The organism is Spirillospora sp. CA-108201, assembly GCF_050936235.1.
In the GTDB taxonomy this organism is placed as follows: domain Bacteria; phylum Actinomycetota; class Actinomycetes; order Streptosporangiales; family Streptosporangiaceae; genus Spirillospora.
On sequence record NZ_JBNJNE010000001.1, the window covers coordinates 300,663 to 318,331 of the forward strand.

Annotated in this window: 16 protein-coding genes and 3 pseudogenes; 9 read left to right on the top strand and 10 right to left on the bottom strand. The window is 67.8% G+C overall.

What is annotated here, in order from left to right:
* The first annotated feature begins 195 nt into the window (after window positions 1-195).
* From ACQEU6_RS01420 to ACQEU6_RS01430, 3 genes are all read left to right on the top strand, one after another.
* Window positions 196-720 carry a SigE family RNA polymerase sigma factor gene (locus ACQEU6_RS01420; protein ID WP_499328761.1) on the top strand — a complete coding sequence of 175 codons (525 nt, stop codon included), beginning with the start codon at window positions 196-198 and terminating at the stop codon, window positions 718-720.
* Entirely contained in the window at window positions 710-2,032 is a 1,323-nt protein-coding gene (locus tag ACQEU6_RS01425; RefSeq protein ID WP_499328762.1) for a hypothetical protein, read from the top strand. Before ACQEU6_RS01420 ends, ACQEU6_RS01425 begins: the two co-directional genes overlap by 11 nt.
* 196 nt (window positions 2,033-2,228) lie before the next feature.
* Window positions 2,229-2,999 (top strand): HEAT repeat domain-containing protein, encoded by a 771-nt coding sequence (locus ACQEU6_RS01430; RefSeq protein WP_499328763.1) that lies wholly within the window; start codon window positions 2,229-2,231, stop codon window positions 2,997-2,999.
* 788 nt (window positions 3,000-3,787) lie between these two features.
* On the opposite strand, the gene ACQEU6_RS01435 is transcribed toward ACQEU6_RS01430, so the two are convergent.
* Window positions 3,788-4,048 carry a transposase gene (locus tag ACQEU6_RS01435; RefSeq protein WP_499328764.1) on the bottom strand — a complete coding sequence of 87 codons (261 nt, stop codon included), beginning with the start codon at window positions 4,046-4,048 and terminating at the stop codon, window positions 3,788-3,790.
* Between the two features lie 541 nt (window positions 4,049-4,589).
* Window positions 4,590-5,012, bottom strand: coding sequence for a spore-associated protein A (locus ACQEU6_RS01440; protein ID WP_499328765.1), 423 nt, complete (start codon window positions 5,010-5,012; stop codon window positions 4,590-4,592).
* 1,076 nt (window positions 5,013-6,088) lie between these two features.
* Between ACQEU6_RS01440 and ACQEU6_RS01445 the strand changes: the two genes are divergently transcribed.
* The 3 genes and pseudogenes from ACQEU6_RS01445 to ACQEU6_RS01455 all read left to right on the top strand — a co-directional run bounded on the left by ACQEU6_RS01445 (window position 6,089) and on the right by ACQEU6_RS01455 (window position 8,597).
* Window positions 6,089-7,318, top strand: coding sequence for an IS110 family RNA-guided transposase (locus ACQEU6_RS01445; RefSeq protein WP_499340070.1), 1,230 nt, complete (start codon window positions 6,089-6,091; stop codon window positions 7,316-7,318).
* A gap of 59 nt (window positions 7,319-7,377) precedes the next feature.
* Window positions 7,378-7,734 (top strand): annotated as a pseudogene (locus tag ACQEU6_RS01450) (IS110 family transposase); the annotation flags it as partial.
* A 188-nt stretch (window positions 7,735-7,922) separates the two neighbouring features.
* Complete coding sequence (locus tag ACQEU6_RS01455) at window positions 7,923-8,597, top strand: transposase family protein (protein ID WP_499328766.1); 675 nt, start codon at window positions 7,923-7,925, stop codon at window positions 8,595-8,597.
* A gap of 28 nt (window positions 8,598-8,625) precedes the next feature.
* Here ACQEU6_RS01455 and ACQEU6_RS01460 read toward each other — a convergent pair whose 3' ends face one another.
* From ACQEU6_RS01460 to ACQEU6_RS01470, 3 genes and pseudogenes are all read right to left on the bottom strand, one after another.
* On the bottom strand, window positions 8,626-9,333 hold the full coding sequence (locus ACQEU6_RS01460) for a M15 family metallopeptidase (RefSeq protein ID WP_499328767.1): 708 nt from the start codon (window positions 9,331-9,333) through the stop codon (window positions 8,626-8,628).
* A gap of 184 nt (window positions 9,334-9,517) precedes the next feature.
* Window positions 9,518-10,686, bottom strand: a pseudogene (locus ACQEU6_RS01465) (IS110 family RNA-guided transposase).
* 275 nt (window positions 10,687-10,961) lie between these two features.
* Window positions 10,962-11,129 carry a hypothetical protein gene (locus tag ACQEU6_RS01470; protein WP_499328768.1) on the bottom strand — a complete coding sequence of 56 codons (168 nt, stop codon included), beginning with the start codon at window positions 11,127-11,129 and terminating at the stop codon, window positions 10,962-10,964.
* Between the two features lie 568 nt (window positions 11,130-11,697).
* Here ACQEU6_RS01470 and ACQEU6_RS01475 point away from each other — a divergent pair.
* The gene (locus ACQEU6_RS01475; protein ID WP_499328769.1) at window positions 11,698-13,077 is read left to right on the top strand and encodes a DHA2 family efflux MFS transporter permease subunit; all 1,380 of its coding nucleotides are present in this window, start codon (window positions 11,698-11,700) and stop codon (window positions 13,075-13,077) included.
* On the opposite strand, the gene ACQEU6_RS01480 is transcribed toward ACQEU6_RS01475, so the two are convergent.
* From ACQEU6_RS01480 to ACQEU6_RS01490, 3 genes and pseudogenes are all read right to left on the bottom strand, one after another.
* Complete coding sequence (locus ACQEU6_RS01480) at window positions 13,057-13,518, bottom strand: MerR family transcriptional regulator (protein WP_499328770.1); 462 nt, start codon at window positions 13,516-13,518, stop codon at window positions 13,057-13,059. The two genes, ACQEU6_RS01475 and ACQEU6_RS01480, sit on opposite strands and share 21 nt — an antisense overlap.
* 272 nt (window positions 13,519-13,790) lie before the next feature.
* Window positions 13,791-14,804, bottom strand: a pseudogene (locus ACQEU6_RS01485) (Tn3 family transposase); the annotation flags it as partial.
* 288 nt (window positions 14,805-15,092) lie between these two features.
* Window positions 15,093-15,380: a hypothetical protein gene (locus ACQEU6_RS01490; protein ID WP_499328771.1), complete on the bottom strand. Its 288-nt coding sequence runs from the start codon at window positions 15,378-15,380 to the stop codon at window positions 15,093-15,095.
* A gap of 59 nt (window positions 15,381-15,439) precedes the next feature.
* On the opposite strand from ACQEU6_RS01490, the gene ACQEU6_RS01495 reads away from it, so the two are divergent.
* Complete coding sequence (locus tag ACQEU6_RS01495) at window positions 15,440-15,706, top strand: CGNR zinc finger domain-containing protein (protein WP_499328772.1); 267 nt, start codon at window positions 15,440-15,442, stop codon at window positions 15,704-15,706.
* Here ACQEU6_RS01495 and ACQEU6_RS01500 read toward each other — a convergent pair.
* The gene (locus tag ACQEU6_RS01500) at window positions 15,694-16,302 is read right to left on the bottom strand and encodes a nucleotidyltransferase domain-containing protein (protein WP_499328773.1); all 609 of its coding nucleotides are present in this window, start codon (window positions 16,300-16,302) and stop codon (window positions 15,694-15,696) included. The two genes, ACQEU6_RS01495 and ACQEU6_RS01500, sit on opposite strands and share 13 nt — an antisense overlap.
* An 8-nt stretch (window positions 16,303-16,310) precedes the next feature.
* Window positions 16,311-16,778: a MerR family transcriptional regulator gene (locus ACQEU6_RS01505; RefSeq protein ID WP_499328774.1), complete on the bottom strand. Its 468-nt coding sequence runs from the start codon at window positions 16,776-16,778 to the stop codon at window positions 16,311-16,313.
* 31 nt (window positions 16,779-16,809) lie between these two features.
* Here ACQEU6_RS01505 and ACQEU6_RS01510 point away from each other — a divergent pair, with 31 nt between their 5' ends.
* The gene (locus ACQEU6_RS01510; protein WP_499328775.1) at window positions 16,810-17,511 is read left to right on the top strand and encodes an SDR family oxidoreductase; all 702 of its coding nucleotides are present in this window, start codon (window positions 16,810-16,812) and stop codon (window positions 17,509-17,511) included.
* Window positions 17,512-17,669: the final 158 nt, after the last annotated feature.

Genomic DNA, 17,669 nt, shown 5'->3' on the forward strand with positions numbered 1-17,669 from the left:
GCGTCCTCAGCTGCCTGCTACCGCGCAAGGCCAGCACAGCGCGAACATGACCTGCTCGAGGCGCCGCCCTGGCCATGGCGAGTGCGTGTCCGACCAGGGAGGCCGAACCGTTGAGAAGGACGTGCAGGCTGTCGGGCGGCCTGCCGATGCAACAGATCAAGACGTCATGGCGTCCTGGGGTGTGACAGAGAAAGGATGCCTGTGGACGATGATTGTTGGACGTACGAGCGGTTCGTCACTGACCGCGCTCCGACACTTCTGCGCTACGGATACGTGCTGACGGGAGACGCGCACGATGCGGCCGACCTCATGCAGGAAGGGCTGCTCCGGTTGCGCACCGCGTGGCCGCGCGTGGTCAGGAAGGATGATCCGGAGGGGTACACGCGGACGATCATGGCGCGGCTGCACATCAGCGTGTGGCGACGACGCAGGCGGGAGCGGCTCGTCAGCGAGGTGCCCGAGGGCGGCTACGAGGATCGAGGCCTGGAGCGGGCTGAGCGTGATACCCGGTTGTGGCGAGCCCTTTCGGCGTTGCCGCGAAGGCAGCGGACCGTGCTGGTGCTCCGCTACTACGAGGACCTTCCGGATGAGGAGATAGCCAAGCTGCTCGGCATATCACGGGGGACGGTACGCAGCCAGGCCGCCCGCGCTCTCGACAAGCTCCGGGCGGACTGGCGTCCGTCCCTGACCCAGACGGTGGGGGCCCACCATGACCGATGACCTCCAGCACGCTCTGAAGACCACGCTCAAGGCCGCGTCGCTGGACGCGCCGCAAGCGGCACCGGATCTGCTCGACCGGCTGGCGAGCCGAGCCCGGGCGCGCCGGCGCGGGCGGGCGGCGATGGCTGTGGTCGCGGTCACGACGGCCCTCCTGGTGACCGGTGGGACGGTGTCCGCCCTCGGGCTGGGAGATGTGCCCAGGACCGATACCCTCTCCGGCAAGAACATCGACGACTTGCCGAGCGAGAAGGTTCCTCCGCCCGTACCGGTGCCGGCGGGAGCCGTCCGGCGTGCGCCGGACACGTTGCCGAACGGGGACAAGTACTCTCCAGAAGTCGCGCTGGACGGCACGTCTCTGCTGGTGTCCACGGCATCACGCTCAGACGTGCCCGACCAGCTGTGGGTGTACGACCTCCAGGACCGCCAGGCCACCAAGGTCACCGACATCGATGAGCCGGACACGTCGACGCGGTACGCCGGAAACCTCGCCGTCGGCGACGCCCAGGTCGTGTGGTCACAGCAGGGCGAGGTCTCCGGGCGATCCGTGACCGAGATCTGGGCCGTGCCGTTGACCGGCGGAACCGCCCTCAAGGTCGTCTCGATGGACTCCGGCTCGAAGGAGGCGAGCTCCGTCGGGCAGCTGGTCGTGGGGGACGGCAAGATCCGCTGGAGTCGCGCGGCGAACGGCGGAGCCGTGGAGGACGGCAACAACGAGCAGGCGAGCGACGCGGGGACCGCCGTGTACGAGGTACCGCTCGGCGGGGGACCCGTGCGGAGGATCCCCGGGACCGACGGCTACCGCATCCTGTCCTGGCCCTGGATCGGTACCCCGGGCGCAAGCAGCGGTCGCGCTGGCGATGCGGACTTCAAGCGGCTGTGGAACCTGGTGACGGGGCAGACCCGCACCGTGCGTCTCCCCAAGTCTCAGAACGCATGGACCTGCTGGATCAGCTGGTGCGTAGGTGGCCCGCCACTCGGGGTGACCCTCTCCCGGGTCCCCGCCACCCGCGTCCTGCCACTGGCCGGGGGCGCCGGGCGGGCGGTGCCCGCGGCCGACTTGCCGATCAGCGAACTGCCTCCAGGATCGCTGATGTACGACCGATTCCTTTCCCTGGTCAACGGAGCCGAGCACGACACCCTCTACGACCTGGCGACGGGCAGGATGATGGATCTCGGCCCCAGCTACGAGAATAACTGGCCGGTGAGCATACCGAGCGAACGGCGAGACGGTTCCACCCTGGCCCTAGACCGGTACCTCGTCAGGCCAGTCAAGGGGGAAATTCAGATCATCGACCTCGCAGCCATCGACTGAACTGTCAGGCCGCGCTTAGATACAGCCGCAGCGATCGTGATGGCGCCCTGCCACGCTTAGCGCCGGATATTCTCGATTCGCTTGCCGTCGCGCACCGAAATATGGCGGTAGGGCGAGGCGCAGCAGGTTCGGAGATGATGAGGGCCAACGAAATTCCAACTGCGCGCGACAAGGTAACCTGCCAGAATCTTTCGGTATGTACGGCTCTTTCTACTGGACGCACCCGTATTTCTCCGACGAGTATCTGGTGGCTGCCTGCGAGGCTCTCCAGGCCGACGTCGCCGGACCCTGGTCAGGGCCTACCAGCCCGCTCCTCACGCTTCTTCGGAGCGGCGACCAAACCGCGGCCGGGATCGCGCTGGACGTGTACCAGCGGTCCGGCGCGCTCAGCCGGTTCGGGGGCGACCCATTGCACGGAGAACATCAGGTGGAGGTCCTGGAAGTTGCTCGTGAACTCCTCAGTCAGCCGCCCTCGCCCTCTGAGATGAGCCCGTGCACCGGTGCGGGCGCGAACCACGCCAGCGCCCTCAACGCCATGATGAACACCGCCGAGGGACAGGACTGCGACCTCATCGCGGATGCGCTGGACCGGACCGTGAACCCCGCGGTCGTCGAAGCTGCGGCCGGTGCTGCAGGTGCCGCGTTCTCCAACACCGACGGCTCTGCTCATCCGCGCCTGCTCGCCCTGGTCAGCGCATACATCTACGACGCCGACCCTCGGCTCGCCCTGCGCGTGCGGATGATCTCGGCTCTCGGAAAATCCCAATCGCCCGAGGCAATCGCGCACCTTCTGCGAGCCCTCGACCGGCCTGAGTTGGAGATCCAGATACAGGCCGCCCTTTGCCTGGCGACCGGCCAGACGGAAGATCACCGTGAACTCCTGGAACGTGTTACGGCATCCTGGCCGGACGATGCCCCCTACCCCGCCGAGGAGGTATGTCGGGTCCTGGCAGGCGAAGACGAATGAGCTGGATCGCAGGACCGGGCGGCAAAGGCACCTCCGTGGTTGAAGCAGCGACGACGTTGCAGCGCTGGTAGTGGTCCGGGTCGAGGCCACAGCGGTGGTGCCCGCGCCGGGCGCGGGCGGCTTCCTGGTCGCTGCCTTCGGGGATGGCGTGCGGGGTGCGCCGCCGCCGCAGATAGTCGTGGATGATGCGGGTAGAGTAGCCCTTGTTGGCGATCTCGACCGCATCCACCGAATGCTCCGCGCCGCAGGGCTGGCCTTCGCCGTCACAATGTGGATCAATCGCCCTGCTCGGCGCCGTTTGAGGCCTCAGCTACCTGCTACTCCGCAAAACCAGCGCGGCGGCATAATGACCTGGACGCGGTGCCTGCAAGGCCACGGCCGGAGCGCGTAAACGATGAGGCGACCAAATCACCGAGATGACGCGCAGGCTGTACTCGAACAGCCCCTCCAGATACGACGCTGTGCGGGTGTGGTGTCGTCATACTCCAGCCAGGTGTTAGGCACCCAGGGCTGGGCCTTGTCGGTGTGCGCCTCCTGTTGGTCCATTCGGTGGCCAGGGTGCGGCTAAGCCTTCCGCGGGCTCGGTGCAGCTTGAACTCCTCGACAGCAGAAGATGGCAAACAAAAGCCGAACTCGCAGTCGCAGAGTTGGCGCCTTGGAGTCCCAACTCGCGCATCAGCCGCTCCACCGTGCAGCGGACACCCATTGGCCGTTGCGACGCAACTGTGCCAGACCTCGCGGGCCCCGTAGACGTCTTAGCCGGCGGCGTGGATGCGAGTGGTCTCGGCTCACTCGTCGCGGACCGCGCGGACCGCGGGCCGAGGGCGGACGGGCGCGGGCGGCGTAGAAGGTGGGACGGCGCGACCGCCGCGCCGTGCCCGCGGAGCACGCGGCAGGTCGGCCTTCAGTTCGGCGTTCTCGCGGCGCAGCCGCTCGATCTCGGCGGCCTCCTCGGAGGTGGTCTCCACCCGCTGTCCAGTGTCGACTTCAGCCTGGCGGACCCAGTTGCGCATGGCCTCGGGTGAGCGGATGCCCAGCTCGACCGCCACCACTCGAAGACGGCGGTCTCAGTGTCATAGTCCGTTCGAACCTCGGCGACCATCCGCACCGCGCCCAGATGGTCGGGCTCGCGGCTGGGTCGCGCTCGGGCTCGTTGCCGCGCTCGCAGCCGATCGGACCTTGAACCTACTTCGCGTGAGCATCTTCGGACTCGCATTCGGGCCCGGGGCGGACTCACGCTCGGGCTCAGGTTCGGGCCTGTGATCGGGCTCGTGCGCAGCAGCCGGGTGCTGTTGTCGCGCGCGGAGGTGATGGCTCGGGGCGGCGGCGGGACAGCTGGTTCTGAAGTAGGTGGGCGGCGTCCTGCTCGACCGCAGGCGGCAGGCACCCCAACTCGGCCACCAGCTCGGCCGCGCCGTCCAGAACCGCACCGCCGGATCCGGCAGGATTTTCCGTGGGTGTCGTCGAAACAACTTGCGAAGCAAAGAAGGAAAGGGACACCTCCAGTGTCGGAGGTGTCCCAGACAACTGCTCAGTGACCGCTTTCGTGGCGGCTGCCGAGAGTGGGGAAGAACGCCCCTCGAGGGGAGATCACCCCCCGCAATGACCCCAGCGGTCCGTCCAGTAGGCGAGGTTGTCGTAGCGGCCACCCCAGGTGATGCACGCTCCGCGGGCCGAGCGCTTCACGGGGCCGGCGTAGGTCGAGTAGTAACCGCCTTCCCACTTGAATTTACTGTCGCCGAGCTTCTGGACTCCCGCGGCGACGTACTTGCTGTTCGGGTGCGTTTTCCACGTGACCACGCAGTTGGTTTTGCCGTTGTACATCAGGTAGATGGTTGCTACCTTCTTGCCGCTCTTCTTGAAGTTGTGGCGGTCGACCTCGTGGTAGTTACCGCCGCCGCAGGCCCCGATCGGTGTGGACGCCGCCATCGCCGGGCTGGCGATGAACGTGGATCCTGCGACAACGGTGCCCGCACTGAGAGCGAGGACTGCTCGCTGTGTCGATTTACGCACTGCCTTCCTTACTTTGGTATAGGGCGGCCTCGGTCCTTCGGCCGCCCGGCCGAAGACGGTGCAACGTCTAGTCCTCCTCGAGGAGACCTAGATGCCAGGAGTGTTCAGGCTTACATGATCACGTCCTGAAAGTTACTGTCCGGCTCGTACTCCAGAGCGCAAGCTCGAGAGGCCCTTGGATATCGTGAGCCACCGGGATTGAGGTGCTCCATGGAGCATTGAGATTTGCGCCCGATAGCGCTGATTGTCCGCCCGTGGGTTAAAGGCCCCGACTTCACGCGCATGTTGTTGCCGCAAGCTGATCACGGTGTTCGCATCACGGAAGTCCGAGCCCTGACCTGGAACCAGTCGCCACACGCTGGTTGCGTCCACGGAGGTGGTATGCGAGTTTTCGCAGGTGATGGGCGTGGCGTCATGACGTGAGACGGCCACCGCGTGATCCTTCGGGATGGATGGTCAAGAAGAGGGAGACAGCGCGGTGGCCGTGGACGACAGTGTGGACCCTAATGACTCCCGTGGGGCTTCGTTCCCTGCAGCTCTTCTCGATCGATGCCTATGTGGACCCAGAGGCGCTTGACCTCTTTCCTGGCAGGCAGTGCGGGATCGGGATGAGCGATGGGTGGGTGGTGATCGAAGGGTGCCGGGAGACGTCTCGGGTGTCCCTGGACGTGAAGTCCTCCCCATAGGCAGCCGCGGGCCGGCACCTCTCGATCACCACCCATCGGGTCGACGACCTCGGCAGGATCGTGTTTTGAGCCGACCACAGGGAACACCACCCGCTTGACCAGGGCCTTGAGCCCTCACCGAAGAGCGTGGCCCCTGCGGCGGGCTGGGGCCACGAACTGCTGATCGGATGTCCCTGAGATCCTTTGCGTCTGGAGTGAGTGGCTCTGGATACCCAGGGCGGCGGGGTGTGGCTGATCGGATGTTGCCCCTCGCGGTGGCCCGGCTTGACTGGCCGCCCCGTCGTCCTGGACGCCCTGTCCGCTGATTGAGAGCTGATGCGAACAGTCGCTGCTTAGGGACATGCCGGCGGGTCGTCCACGGGTTGACCGATGAGCAAGGTGGCGGATCGAGTGGCAGCGACCAATGTGGTGTGGATCGGGATCGATGTCGGTAAGGCCAGCCGCCACGCCGCGGCGGTCGACGCTGACGGCCAGGTTCTCTGGTCGATGAAGGTGCCCAACGACCAGCATCGGGCCGAGGAACTTCTCAGCCGGGCACTGACGATGGCGTCGCAGGCCGACGTCGAGTTGCGTTGGGCGATCGACCTGACCAGCGCGACTGCGGCGCTGTTGACCACCGTACTTCTGGCCGGTGGCCAGCATGTTCTCTACGTGCCTGGACGCGCCGTCAACAGCATGGCCGCGGCGTTCCGCGGTGAGGGGAAGACCGACGCGAAGGACGCCCGGGTCATCGCCGACACCGCTCGGATGTGTCACCGCGAACTCACCCACCTCAAGGCGCCCGACGAGCTGGTCGTCGAGTTGACCCGGCTGACCGCGCACCGCACCGACCTGATGGCCGACTGGGTCCGCGGGGTCAACCGCCTGCGGGAACTTCTCACCAGCATCTTCCCCGCGCTGGAGCGCAGCTTCGATTTCTCCACCCGCAGCGCGCTCATCCTGATCTCCGGGTTCTGCACACCGAGCGAGCTACGCGCGGCCGGCACCGAAGGACTCACCGCATACCTGGCCGAGAACGGGGCCTGGCGCAAGAGCATCGACTCGATGGTCCGCAAAGCCCTCGACGCCGCTGACCAGCAGAACCTCGCCCTGCCAGGCGAGGCCACTACCGCGATGCTCGCCAAGCGCCTGGCCCGCCGGCTCCTCGACCTGGACCGCGAGATCAAGGACATCACCAAGATGATCACCGCCCGGTTTCGGGCCCATCATCAGGGCGCCATCCTGGAGAGCCTTCTTGGCATGGGGCCGATTCTCGGCGCCGAGTTTCTCGTCGCGACTGGCGGCGACGCTCAAGGAGCCTTTGGCACCACCGGCAGACGGGCCTCCTACGCTGGCCTGGTCCCCGTTCCACAGGACTCGGGCCGGGTTAGCGGGAACCTCCGGCGGCCGAAACGTTACAACCGGACTCTGCGTCGGGTGTTCTACATGGCCGCCATGACCAGCCTCAAAGCCGACGGCCCATCCCGTGCGTTCTACGACAAGAAACGCAACGAGAACAAGATCCACACCCAAGCTGTGCTCGCCCTCGCTCGCCGTCTGGTCGATGTTGTGTGGGCGCTGCTCCGCGATCAGCGGCTCTTCACCCCAGTTCCACCCGAGCAGCTGGCCACCGCAGCTTGACACCGATCATTGAGAGTCGAGCCGTCGAGCTCTCTCATTGGGGCGTGGCGTGCCCCTGCATGGCTCTGAGCTGCACCAACCCCTCGGAAGGAGTACGGCGGTTGAAGGTGACATGCGGGATCGACTGGGCAGAGAAACACCACGATGTCGCTCTGGTGGACTGCGACGGCAAGCTTCTCGCGCGCCGCCGCATCAGCGACGACGTCGCCGGCTGGCAGGCACTGGTCGATCTGCTCGCCGACCACGGCGACCACGCCGACGCGTTCACATTGGCGAACATTCTGCGGGTCGACGCCGCCCATCACCGGCCTCTGCCGGAAGATTCCGAACTCGTGCAATCCATCGCGGTGCTGGCCCGCGCCCAGCAGGACGCGGTCTGGAACCGCCAGCAACTGGCCAACCAGCTCCGTTCACTGAGCCTTTTTCAGCGGCGGTTGCGTGTGCGCTGATCACAGCATGATCGCGGACGGCGTGGACGGTGCCGGACGTCAAGAAACCCCTGGTAGGACGGTTGATCTCTCACAACCCCCGTCCCCACCAGAGGCAGCTTCACATAAGCCACACCCGGCCCCCTTGAACCACCACCCCATTGTTATGGCCTCACATGCTTTTGTACCGTGCTTCGCCGCCGTTGTCGCGCCGGACCCTGACCTATGCCACCGGTGTCGTCCGGCGCCACCGCCGGGCTATCGCGAGCAAGGGCCGGTGCCTGCCCCCGGGCATGCAGGCCCTCATGACCCTGGTCTACCTGCGCAAAGGGGAGACCTACGCCGAACTGGGCACCGGATTCGGAGTGTCGACCACCACCGCGTGGCGCTACGTCAACGAGGCCGTCGACCTGCTCGCCGCCCGATCGCCCAAACTCGGCTCCGCCCTGGCCAAAGCGGTCAAAGCCGGGCTGCCCTACCTGGTGCTGGACGGCACCTTGATCTCGATCGACCGGGTCGCCGCCGACCGGCCCTACTACTCGGGGAAACATCGCCGCCACGGCATGAACCTGCAGGTCATCGCCGCCCCGGACGGGACACTGCTGTGGGTGTCGGGCCCCCTGCGCGGCTCGGTCCACGACCTGACCGCGGCCCGGATCTGGGGCGTCATCCGGGCACTGGCCGCCACCGGGCTGCTCGTGCTGGCCGACAAGGCCTACCAGGGCGCCGGCGCACACATCCTCACGCCCCACAAAGGACGCGACAAGCCCGAACCGCAAAAGGACGCCAACCGCGCACACGCCAAACTCCGCGGACCCGGCGAACGCGCCTTCGAGACGGCTCGGTCCTAACGGAATGACCACATTGGGGCGAATGCCGTTATGGTGCGGTCGATCCGTACCGGGTCGGTTGACCGGTCAGTACCGACCACAGACGGGTGCCGAACTCGAAGTGCCACCACTCCTCGGCCAATACCACAAAGCCTTGCCGTCGAAGGGTGTGGTACAACAGCCGCCTTAATGTGCGCACCGGTCCGGCCACATCCTCGAAGGCTGCGGTCATGGCCGGGCTGGTGAACTCGTCGAACGCGGTACCCAGTGCCAGTGGTATCCCCTGCCAGACCAAAGTGAGGTCGACCGCTCCGCCCGTAAGGTGGGGCGGGGGTTCGGCAGGGTCGCTCGAAGGCGGTGCGACCGGGTCTCCCACATCGGGGTCGAAGTTCGGGCCGATCGCCTCGAACAACTCGCGCTGCAGAGTGAGGGGCCGCCAGCCGTCAAAGACGGCGAGGCCGAACCCCGGCGGAAGGGTGCCGACCGCCCATTGCAACCGCGAGATTACCCCGGTCCTGAGCCATTGCTGATCGACCGCGTGCTGCCAGCCTGCTTTGGCGTAACTGTGCAACACGGGTATCCCGATATTCCCGATCCGCGCCAATGACTCTCCATCATCCGTCGCCGGTGCCGCTCGCCGGAGAATGGCAGATTCAGCTGTGAGTGCAGGGATGGGCAGGCTGGCCGGCCGGAACCCGGAGGGCAGGCTCTGCACAGCCTGGGCAAGCAGCGAATCATCTTTCGGTATGGAGGACACGGGCCCGAGACTATTCGATGTTGATCAAGTTTGGTTACAAACCGATGGGAACGCCACGCCGCCCGCACCACCGAAGGACTCTGGACACGCATCTGCGCCCTCAACGCCGCGATCTGGCACAACTGGCTGATCGACGCACCCGTTGAACGCTCCCTGATCGCCTACGACTCTCTCAATGACGTTGTCAAGCCGCAGCGGGCAAGGGAGGCGTGAGTTGGTAGACGCGTCCGTCGCGCAGCAGGGCCCACAGCACGTTGACCCGTCGTCGGGCCAGTGCGAGCACGGCTTGGGTGTGGCGTTTGCCCTCGGTGCGTTTGCGGTCGTAGAAGCGCCTGGAGTCGGGGCAGGACTGGATGCTGATCAGAGCAGAGGTGTAGAAGACGCGTTGCAGCGCGCGGTTGTAGCGCTGGGCCGGTGCAGGTTCCCGTGGACGCGGCCGGAGTCGCGGGGCACGGGGGTGACGCCGGCGAAGCTGGCCTGAAGGTCGGCCGAGGCGAACCGGTCCATGTCGCCGCCGGTGGCGGCGAGGAACTCGGCGCCCAGCAGGACTCCGATGCCGGGCATGCTGATGATCACCTCGGCGGACGGATGGCGGCGAAACCGGTCCTCAATGAGCTGGTCGAGGTCCTTGAGCTGCTCGTTGAGGGTGATCACCCCCTCCGCGAGCTGCGCCACCAGGCTGGCGGCCATCTGCTCACCGGGAAGTGTGGTGTGCTGGGTGGCGGCCGCGGCGACGGCCTTGACCGCCAGCGCGGCGGCGCTGCGGACCTTGCGTGCCCGCAGCCAGTCGGTCAGGCCGTCGATGCCGATCTCGCGCAGCGCGACCGGGGTTTGGAAGCCGGTCAGCAGCACCAGTGGCCCCTGGTTGGTCAGCTCCAGGGCCCGTTCCAGCGCGGGGCAGATGGCCGCCAGCTGGTCGTGCAGCCTGTTGACCGCGCGGGTGCGGTCGGTGACCAGGTCACGGCGGCGGGCGACCAGCAGCCGCAACTCGACGATCAGCTCGTCATCGCCGTCCAGGACGGTCAGGCCACGCCGCATCCGGGCCTGATCGGCGATGATCGGAGCGTCCTTGGCGTCGGTCTTGCCCGCACCCTTGTAGCCCTCGGCGGCCCGGTCGACGGTCGTCCCGGGCACGTAGACGACCCTCTGGTCGTGATCGAGCAGCAAGGTCAACAGGAGCGCCGACTCGCTGCTGTGCAGGTCGATCGCCCAGGTCACCTGCCCGGCCACGTCCATGACCTGGCCGATTACCTCCAGCAGCGCCGTCTCGTCGTTGGCCACCCGCCGCGACAGCAGCCGCTCGCCATCGGTGTCGACCACGGCGACGTGGTGATGCTGGCGGCCGATGTCCATCCCGGCCCACGCGCGTTCCAACCATGCCTCCCACCTGTGGGTTTCCCGGTCCAGCCCGCAGACGACCTCGCCGTCAGGTCCCTGCACAGCGATGCGCTCGCAACTCTCGATCAGAGGCCGAGTCCGTCACGCAGGAGCGGGCGGCAAGTCATAGGAAGCCACAGATGAACGGCAGACCACTGAAAGCCACACCCGCCCCTGCCGGGGCATCCGCACCCTACGACGGGCTGGATGCATCAACGGTAGGGGCCACTGACCAGCACCGATATTTCCCATCAACGATCTAGGCCGCGGGTGGCGGTCTTGAACAGGTGCTCGGCGCGCGGGCAGGACAGCCGGCCTCGGCCGGTGACCGGGCAGATGTCGGCGGCCGCGGGCACGCGGGGGCCCGGAGTCGGGGCGCGGCGGTCGGCCAGGAACACCGGTCCGGCGGTGCGCTCCATGAGCAGGCGTGGCAGCAGTCGGGCGGTGGCGGTGGCCCAGTGCCGTCGGCGAACAGCTTGTCCAGGCGTGCGCGGGGAATGGAGCGGTCGCCGCGGCGGGCGGGCTTACGGCGGGTCAGCCGCTGGGCCGGGTCGGTCTCCAGGATCTCTTGGCGCTGCGCCCAGGCGACGAAGGAGGTGAGCGCGGGCAGGTGCCGGTTCCAGGTCGCGGGCGCCGCGCCGTCCCAGCGGTTCATCACCGCGCCAAGGTCGTCAAGCATCAGGCCGGCGACGGGGCCGGCGCCGTCGGCGATGTAGATCAGATGCGCGAGGGTCTCGGCGTAGCTGGCGCAGGTGGTGGCGGTCCGGATCTGGTCCAGGTAACGGTCGGCCGCGGCCGCGACGGTGCGGGCGCCGGAGGGGGCAGGTCGGCCGGGAAACGCGACGACGGACTGTGTCCGTGGTCACACGGCGGCGCGAGAGCCTTGTGTTCAAGTCGGCTTGAACTTCTACGGTCGGGCTCGTCGTGACAGCGAGCCCGACCGAGGGAGAAGCGTTGGTGGGGATGAGGAGTAGGCGGCCTGGCGCCGTGTTGCTGCTGGTCTCGGCTTTTGCCGGGACGTTCATGGCGCTGCTGGACCTGACGATCGTCAACGTGGCGGCGCCGAGCGTTCAGGCCGATCTGAACACTGGTCTGGCCGGGCTGCAGTGGATGGTGGACGGTTTCGCGTTGGCGTTGGCGGCGTTGATGCTGTCGGGTGGATCTCTCGGTGACCGGTATGGGCGCAAGCGCGTGTTCCTCGGCGGGCTCGGGCTGTTCGTCGCGGCCTCGCTGCTGTGCGCGGTGGCGCCATCCCTTGCGGTTCTGGTCATCGGCAGGTGCCTGCAGGGCGCTGCGGCGGCGCTGATCGTGCCCGGCGCCCTGTCGTTGATCGGGCAGGCGGTGCCCGATCCGCGGGCCCGGGCCCGAGTGATGGGCTACTGGGGCATGGCTGGGGCGCTGGCCGTCATCGCTGGGCCGCTGCTGGGTGGGCTGCTGGTGGACACCCTCGGCTGGCCGAGCATCTTCCTGGTCAACGTGCCGGTGGGGCTGGCCGCCATCGCGATCGGGCTGCGCGCGATCCCTGAGAGCGCCGACCCCGACCACGCGGCGCTGGACCCCGCCGGGCAACTGCTGGTGATCGGCGTGCTGGGCGCGTTGTCGTACGGGGTGATCGAGGCCAGGGCGCATGGCTGGGGATCACCGATCACTGTCGGTGCGCTGGCCGCGGCCGCGCTGGCGGCCGTGCTGCTGCTGGCGGTCGAGCGCAGGGCCGTCCGGCCGCTGCTGCCGATGGGCCTGTTCGGCGATGCCCGGTTCACCGTCACCAATCTGGCCTCGGTGGCGCTGGGGTTCGCCGCCAACGGCGCCTTTTTCCTGCTGTCGGCGGTGTACATGCAGCAGCTGCGCGGGTACTCGGCGATGCAGACCGGGTTGATGCTGCTGCCGATGACACTCGCCGTTCTGCCGGCATCGCTGGTCGCCGGACGCCTGAACGCCGCGTACGGTCCCCGGGGGCCGATGCTTGCCGGCTACGTGCTGACGGGCGCCTCGCTGGCCGCGATGGCCGTCTTCGACACCGCCACCTCCTACTCGGTCATTGCCGCGCTGTTCGCGGTCGCAGGGATCGGGCAGGGGCTGGCCATCACTCCGGCGGCGGCCGCGGTGATGGAGATCGTGCCGCGAGAACGGTCGGGCGTCGCCGCCGCCACGGTGAACACCGCCCGCCAGGTCGGCACGGCGCTGGGCATCGCCGTTCTCGGCTCGATTGTCGCCCAGAACGGCGATCTGGTGCTGGGGATGCGGTCCAGCCTGCTGGTGGCCGGGACGGTGACGCTCGCCGCCGCCGCGTTGCTGACCGTGCAGCGGCCGGTGCCCGAACGGCCGCCCGCCGAGCCGGTACCGGCCTCAGAACCGGTGGTCGACTGATCCGGGCTCGTCCTTGGCCGGGGGGACGGCGGGCATGCCCTCCTCGGTCCACCGGCGGGTGGCCTGCCGCAGGTAGGGGCAGCCTCCCGCCGGATCGTGGTTGGGGCACTCCAGCAGGTGCTCCAGGTGAGCGCGGGCGGTGGCCAGCCGTTCGACCTGGGCGTCGATGGCCCGTACACGGGCTCCGACGATGGTCCGCCAGTCCTGCCCGTCGGCACCGCCGGCAAGCACCGCGCCGATCTCTTCCAGGCTCATCAGCCCGGTCTGCTGCCATGTCCGGATCAAAGCAATGCGATGCAAATCCTCGGCGCTGTAGTAGCGCCGCCCCGACCGGCGCTCGGCCACCGGCAGCAGGCCGCACTCATCCCAATAGCGCAAGGCCGAGGTCGCCATCCCGAACCGCCTCGCCACCTCGCCGATCGCTAGAAGCCCGTCATCCATGAACCCATTTGACTTCAAGTCGGCTTGAGGTGACAACGTGGCCGTCGTCAACGCGAAGAACCGAATCGGCTGCAGGAGGGCGCCCACAAGCCTGGGCATCGGGGTCGCTGGGACGACCTGCTGCGGCGCCGAAGATTCGAGAACCCTCATGCTCCGCGATTGGGCAGGTCCTCATTGTCGGCGACGTCGGCTTCACTCTGCAGCCGGCGGCCGATGAGCGGGTCGCCTTTGCTCCTGGTCCACTCGATGCCAGCCTGCGCCGATCGGGCACGTCAGGTCCAAGCACCGATGGCCAGGCGTGATCCCAGGTCCAGACGGACCTCGCCGTAAGGCCGCACATGCGACCAGAACAGCAGGGTGAGGCCGCGCCGGCCGACCGGGGTGAGCCGGTCGGCCCAGTCGGGTTCGGCCAGGACATCCTGCAACATCAGGGTGTTGACGTAGACGAGCGCAGCCTGCGGGATCCGCAGGCACAGCGCGCTCATCTCGACTTCCTCGCGGCGGTTGGTGGAGATCTCCCAGCCCTTGCCGTAGTAGATGACCGCGTTGGCGGCGTTCCAGGAATCCACCACGTTCAGGCCCTCTTCGATCTCGCGTTGCAGGTCGCGGTCACGCAGGTAACGGGCGACGAACGCGGTGCGCTGGGCGCGGCCGATCTCCAGCATCGCCTGGTAAGCGGGGTGGGAGGCCGAGCGGGTGAAGCGCGACAGGATCCTTCGGTGGAGGCGGTGCGGGTGCGGATCGCGGTGGCGTACTTGATGACCTGGTCGTAGTTGTTGGCGATGACGTCCCAGTTGATCGGCCGGGTCAGCGCCGGGGCCAGGTTCGGGTAGGCGCCCGGGTCGCCGGCGGCGGGCCGGTACAGCCGGAGCTTGTTGATGCCGTGCCAGACGGTGCCTTCCACCATCGCGGCCACCTCCGACGCCGACGCGCGCAGCGTCTGGGAGTGCACCACCACCGAGCCGCGCTCCACGTGCCGATACACCAGGATGCCGCGGCCGCCGTAGCGCGAGTGCCATTCGGTGAACAGGTTCTGGTCCCAGGCCCGGAAGTGGGTGGAGTCGGAGGCCACCGCAGTGGACCCGGCGCCCCACAGGGTGCTGTCGCGGGCGGCGAAGGTTGCAGGCACCCGGTGCGCAGCACGGCCTCCTTGAGCATGTCGATCAAGGGCACCACCTGCCAGCGCCGCCGACCTCGGCTTTGACCCGCTGCAGGTTGCGCGGCTCGGGGGCCGCCTCGGGCGCGGTGAACTTGATCGCCCCGGCCCTGTGCTCGACGATCTCGACCCCGGTCCAGATCGTCCACGGGCTCGTCCAGGGGCGGCCATCTCCGCGCGGAGCTGGTCGATGAACACGCCGGGATCCAGCGGTTGCGCAGCTCGCCGTGGTGCTCGGTGCGGCGGGACTCGAATCGGTCGACAGATCCTCATCGGGGTTGCGCCACCGGTCAGCACCCACTATCCACACCTCCTTGCAGCGCAGTTGCTCGCGCAGCGCCTAGAAGGCGGCGATCTCGTACACCATCCGGACCACCCGGCGGCGGCCGCGGGTGTCGTCCCGGTACACCAGGTCCGCCTACTGCCCGTCGGTGCCGCGATGCGCCGGGGCGCGCTCACCGAGCGGGTAGTAGGTGGTGTTCCCGGCCTTGGCGTACCGCTTCACCAGTTCCAGCGCGTCGATCACCGGCCGGTGCGCAGAGTTGTTGGACCGGAACTCCAGCAACTCCAGCAGCTCGATCAGGCCCTTGCGGTAATAGCCGGTGTAGGAGGCCTTCAGCGTGGTCTGCACCGTCCGCCGGTACACCGGGCCCTTGGTCCGGTACTCATGCACCAGCCCGCGCAGCGTCCGCTCGCCCCCACTCACCGCGGAGAACACCACATCACGGACCGGATCGTCGGGCGCGCCAGCGACGCCTCGGCGATATGGAACAGGATGTTCTCCTTGGGGCGCAGCGCGAACTGATCCGGCAAAGTGCCGCACCGGAGCGCACCCGGCTGCTCCTGGACCGCTCACGCGGCGGCGCGTGCCGTTGGTGCGACACCGCCTGCGGCAACAAGATAAAGCCGCTGCCTATTGGCGGCGCAGACGCTCCGACATCTCCCACCCCGCGAACTGACCGACCGCAAAGGGCTCCGACTCGGGCGGCCCGAAGTTCGGCGACGGTTAGCGGTAATGGTCAGGTGAGCTGATCCTGCCAGGGGTGCGTACCGAAGCTGCGTGACAGTGCTTCGCTCAGCCAACGTCGCCGCTCCACGGTGAGGAAGGGCAGCACCGCGAGGAAGTCGGTCTGGTCCTTCTGCCGAGGCTGCTCGGCCTTGTAGTACAGCTGGATCTCGGGTGCGAGATAGGGGATCCCGTCTGGGCTGATCTCTCCGATTTCAGTCAGGGGACGGTGGACGCCGGTGTCGCGGCGCGACGTCCATTCGCCGTGTCTCGTCTCGTCGAGCATCACCTGGATACCCCACGGTGCGCCCGGCCCCGGGCGGCACCAGATGTCGTGGACCGCTGGTGGCAGGATCTCTGCAGGCCCCCAAGGCCACAAGACGCCGGGGGGATCGGCCGCCCAGCACTCCCAGTCGTGCAGAGCGCCGTGCAGGTTGGATTGATCTGGGCGCAGCATCATCACGTCGATGTCGTCGTGGTCGCGAACACGGTGTCCCACGGCGAGCTCGATCGCGTAACCGCCGGCCACCCACCATGGGCACGGCATGGCCGAGAAGAGCGAGGCGACCCGCGCGGGAGATGCAGGTTCCCAGCGCCCGTATGGAGCGACGATCGTGGTCATGGCGGCGCTCAGTTCCTATAGTCCTGTCGCTCGTGCTCGGCCAGGCACGATCCCGTCCACAACGGATCGCTGCCGTCGTTGGCGAGCTGCTCTTCGTACAGCGCGACCTTGCGGGAGATCAGAGCCAGGCACTGCTGCAGCTCCTCCATCTGCGCGGTCACCCGTTCTTGGTGGCCACGCAGAACGGCCAGCCGCGCGGGCACGGTCGCCGTTCCCTCCCGGACCAGCGCAGCGTACTCGCGGATCGCGGGCAGAGACATGCCTGAGGCGCGAAGTCTGGCGCAGAGATTGAGCCACTCCAGGTCGCTCTTGCCGTAGACCCGGTGGCCGGCGACGCGGCGTACCGGAACGACGAACAGCCCCTCCTTCTCGTAGAAGCGCAGGGTGTGCACGCTCAGACCGGTGCGTTCGGCCACCTGGCCGATGCTGAGGGAGGTGACGGTGCGCGGCACATCCTGGCCCTGCGGGTTTGCCATAGAGTCGACTCTAGGACCTAGTGTCCGGCGCATGACCGAACCCCTTGTCACACTCATCACCGGCGGCTCCAGCGGCATCGGAGCGGCGGCGGCCCGGCTCCTGCTGGACCGCGGCCATCGGGTCGCCATCACCGGACGAGATCGTGACCGGCTCGACGAATTCACCAAAAGCCGGGGCAGGCCGGAAGCGCTGCTGAGCCTGACCGCGGACGCCGCCGACCCCGATGCGATGCGGGCGGCGGTGGAGGCCACACTGAAGGCGTTCGGACGGCTTGACACGGTGGTGGCCAACGCGGGCTCCGCCACCCCGGACAGCGTCACCGACGGCGATCCCACCCGATGGCGGGAGATGGTCCTGACCAACGTCCTGGGACCGGCCGTGCTCATCCGGTCCTCGGTCGAGGCACTGCGGGCGACTTCCGGCCGGATCGTCCTGGTGGGCAGCGTCGCGGGCTTCATCCACACCCCTGGCAACCTCTACGGCGCGACCAAATGGGCCGTGACCGGCCTCGCCGAGAACACCCGCCGTGCGGTGACCGGGCAGGGCGTGGGGGTGACACTGATCGCGCCCGGAAGGGTGGACACCGACTTCTGGAACAGCCTCGGCGGCAAGCCAGAAGGAGGCATGCTGACCGCCGAGCAGGTCGCCGCATCCATCGTGTGGGCGGTCTGCCAGCCGTCCGGAGTGGACGTCAACACCGTGGTCATCCGCCCGATCGGCCAGCCCGTCTGACCAAGCGGTGCCAGCAACGTGCCCCCTGTTTCGGAATCAGCGGACTGGAGAGCGGGCGAGTATGGGGACGATGCGTCGCCGAGATGGCCGCGCAAGGCGAAGGCTCGGTGTGACGGTCAGTGCGGCGGTCGCGACATCGCCGAGCCCTTCCGCGTGCA

Coding starts and splice junctions, on each gene's coding strand:
- ACQEU6_RS01420 (WP_499328761.1), top strand. CDS start 196: ATGCCTGTGGACGATGATTGTTGGACGTACGAGCGGTTCGTCACTGAC.
- ACQEU6_RS01425 (WP_499328762.1), top strand. CDS start 710: ATGACCGATGACCTCCAGCACGCTCTGAAGACCACGCTCAAGGCCGCG.
- ACQEU6_RS01430 (WP_499328763.1), top strand. CDS start 2,229: ATGTACGGCTCTTTCTACTGGACGCACCCGTATTTCTCCGACGAGTAT.
- ACQEU6_RS01455 (WP_499328766.1), top strand. CDS start 7,923: ATGCTTTTGTACCGTGCTTCGCCGCCGTTGTCGCGCCGGACCCTGACC.
- ACQEU6_RS01470 (WP_499328768.1), bottom strand. CDS start 11,129: ATGGAGCGCACCGCCGGACCGGTGTTCCTGGCCGACCGCCGCGCCCCG.
- ACQEU6_RS01480 (WP_499328770.1), bottom strand. CDS start 13,518: ATGGATGACGGGCTTCTAGCGATCGGCGAGGTGGCGAGGCGGTTCGGG.
- ACQEU6_RS01495 (WP_499328772.1), top strand. CDS start 15,440: ATGGAACAGGATGTTCTCCTTGGGGCGCAGCGCGAACTGATCCGGCAA.
- ACQEU6_RS01500 (WP_499328773.1), bottom strand. CDS start 16,302: ATGACCACGATCGTCGCTCCATACGGGCGCTGGGAACCTGCATCTCCC.
- ACQEU6_RS01505 (WP_499328774.1), bottom strand. CDS start 16,778: ATGGCAAACCCGCAGGGCCAGGATGTGCCGCGCACCGTCACCTCCCTC.
- ACQEU6_RS01510 (WP_499328775.1), top strand. CDS start 16,810: ATGACCGAACCCCTTGTCACACTCATCACCGGCGGCTCCAGCGGCATC.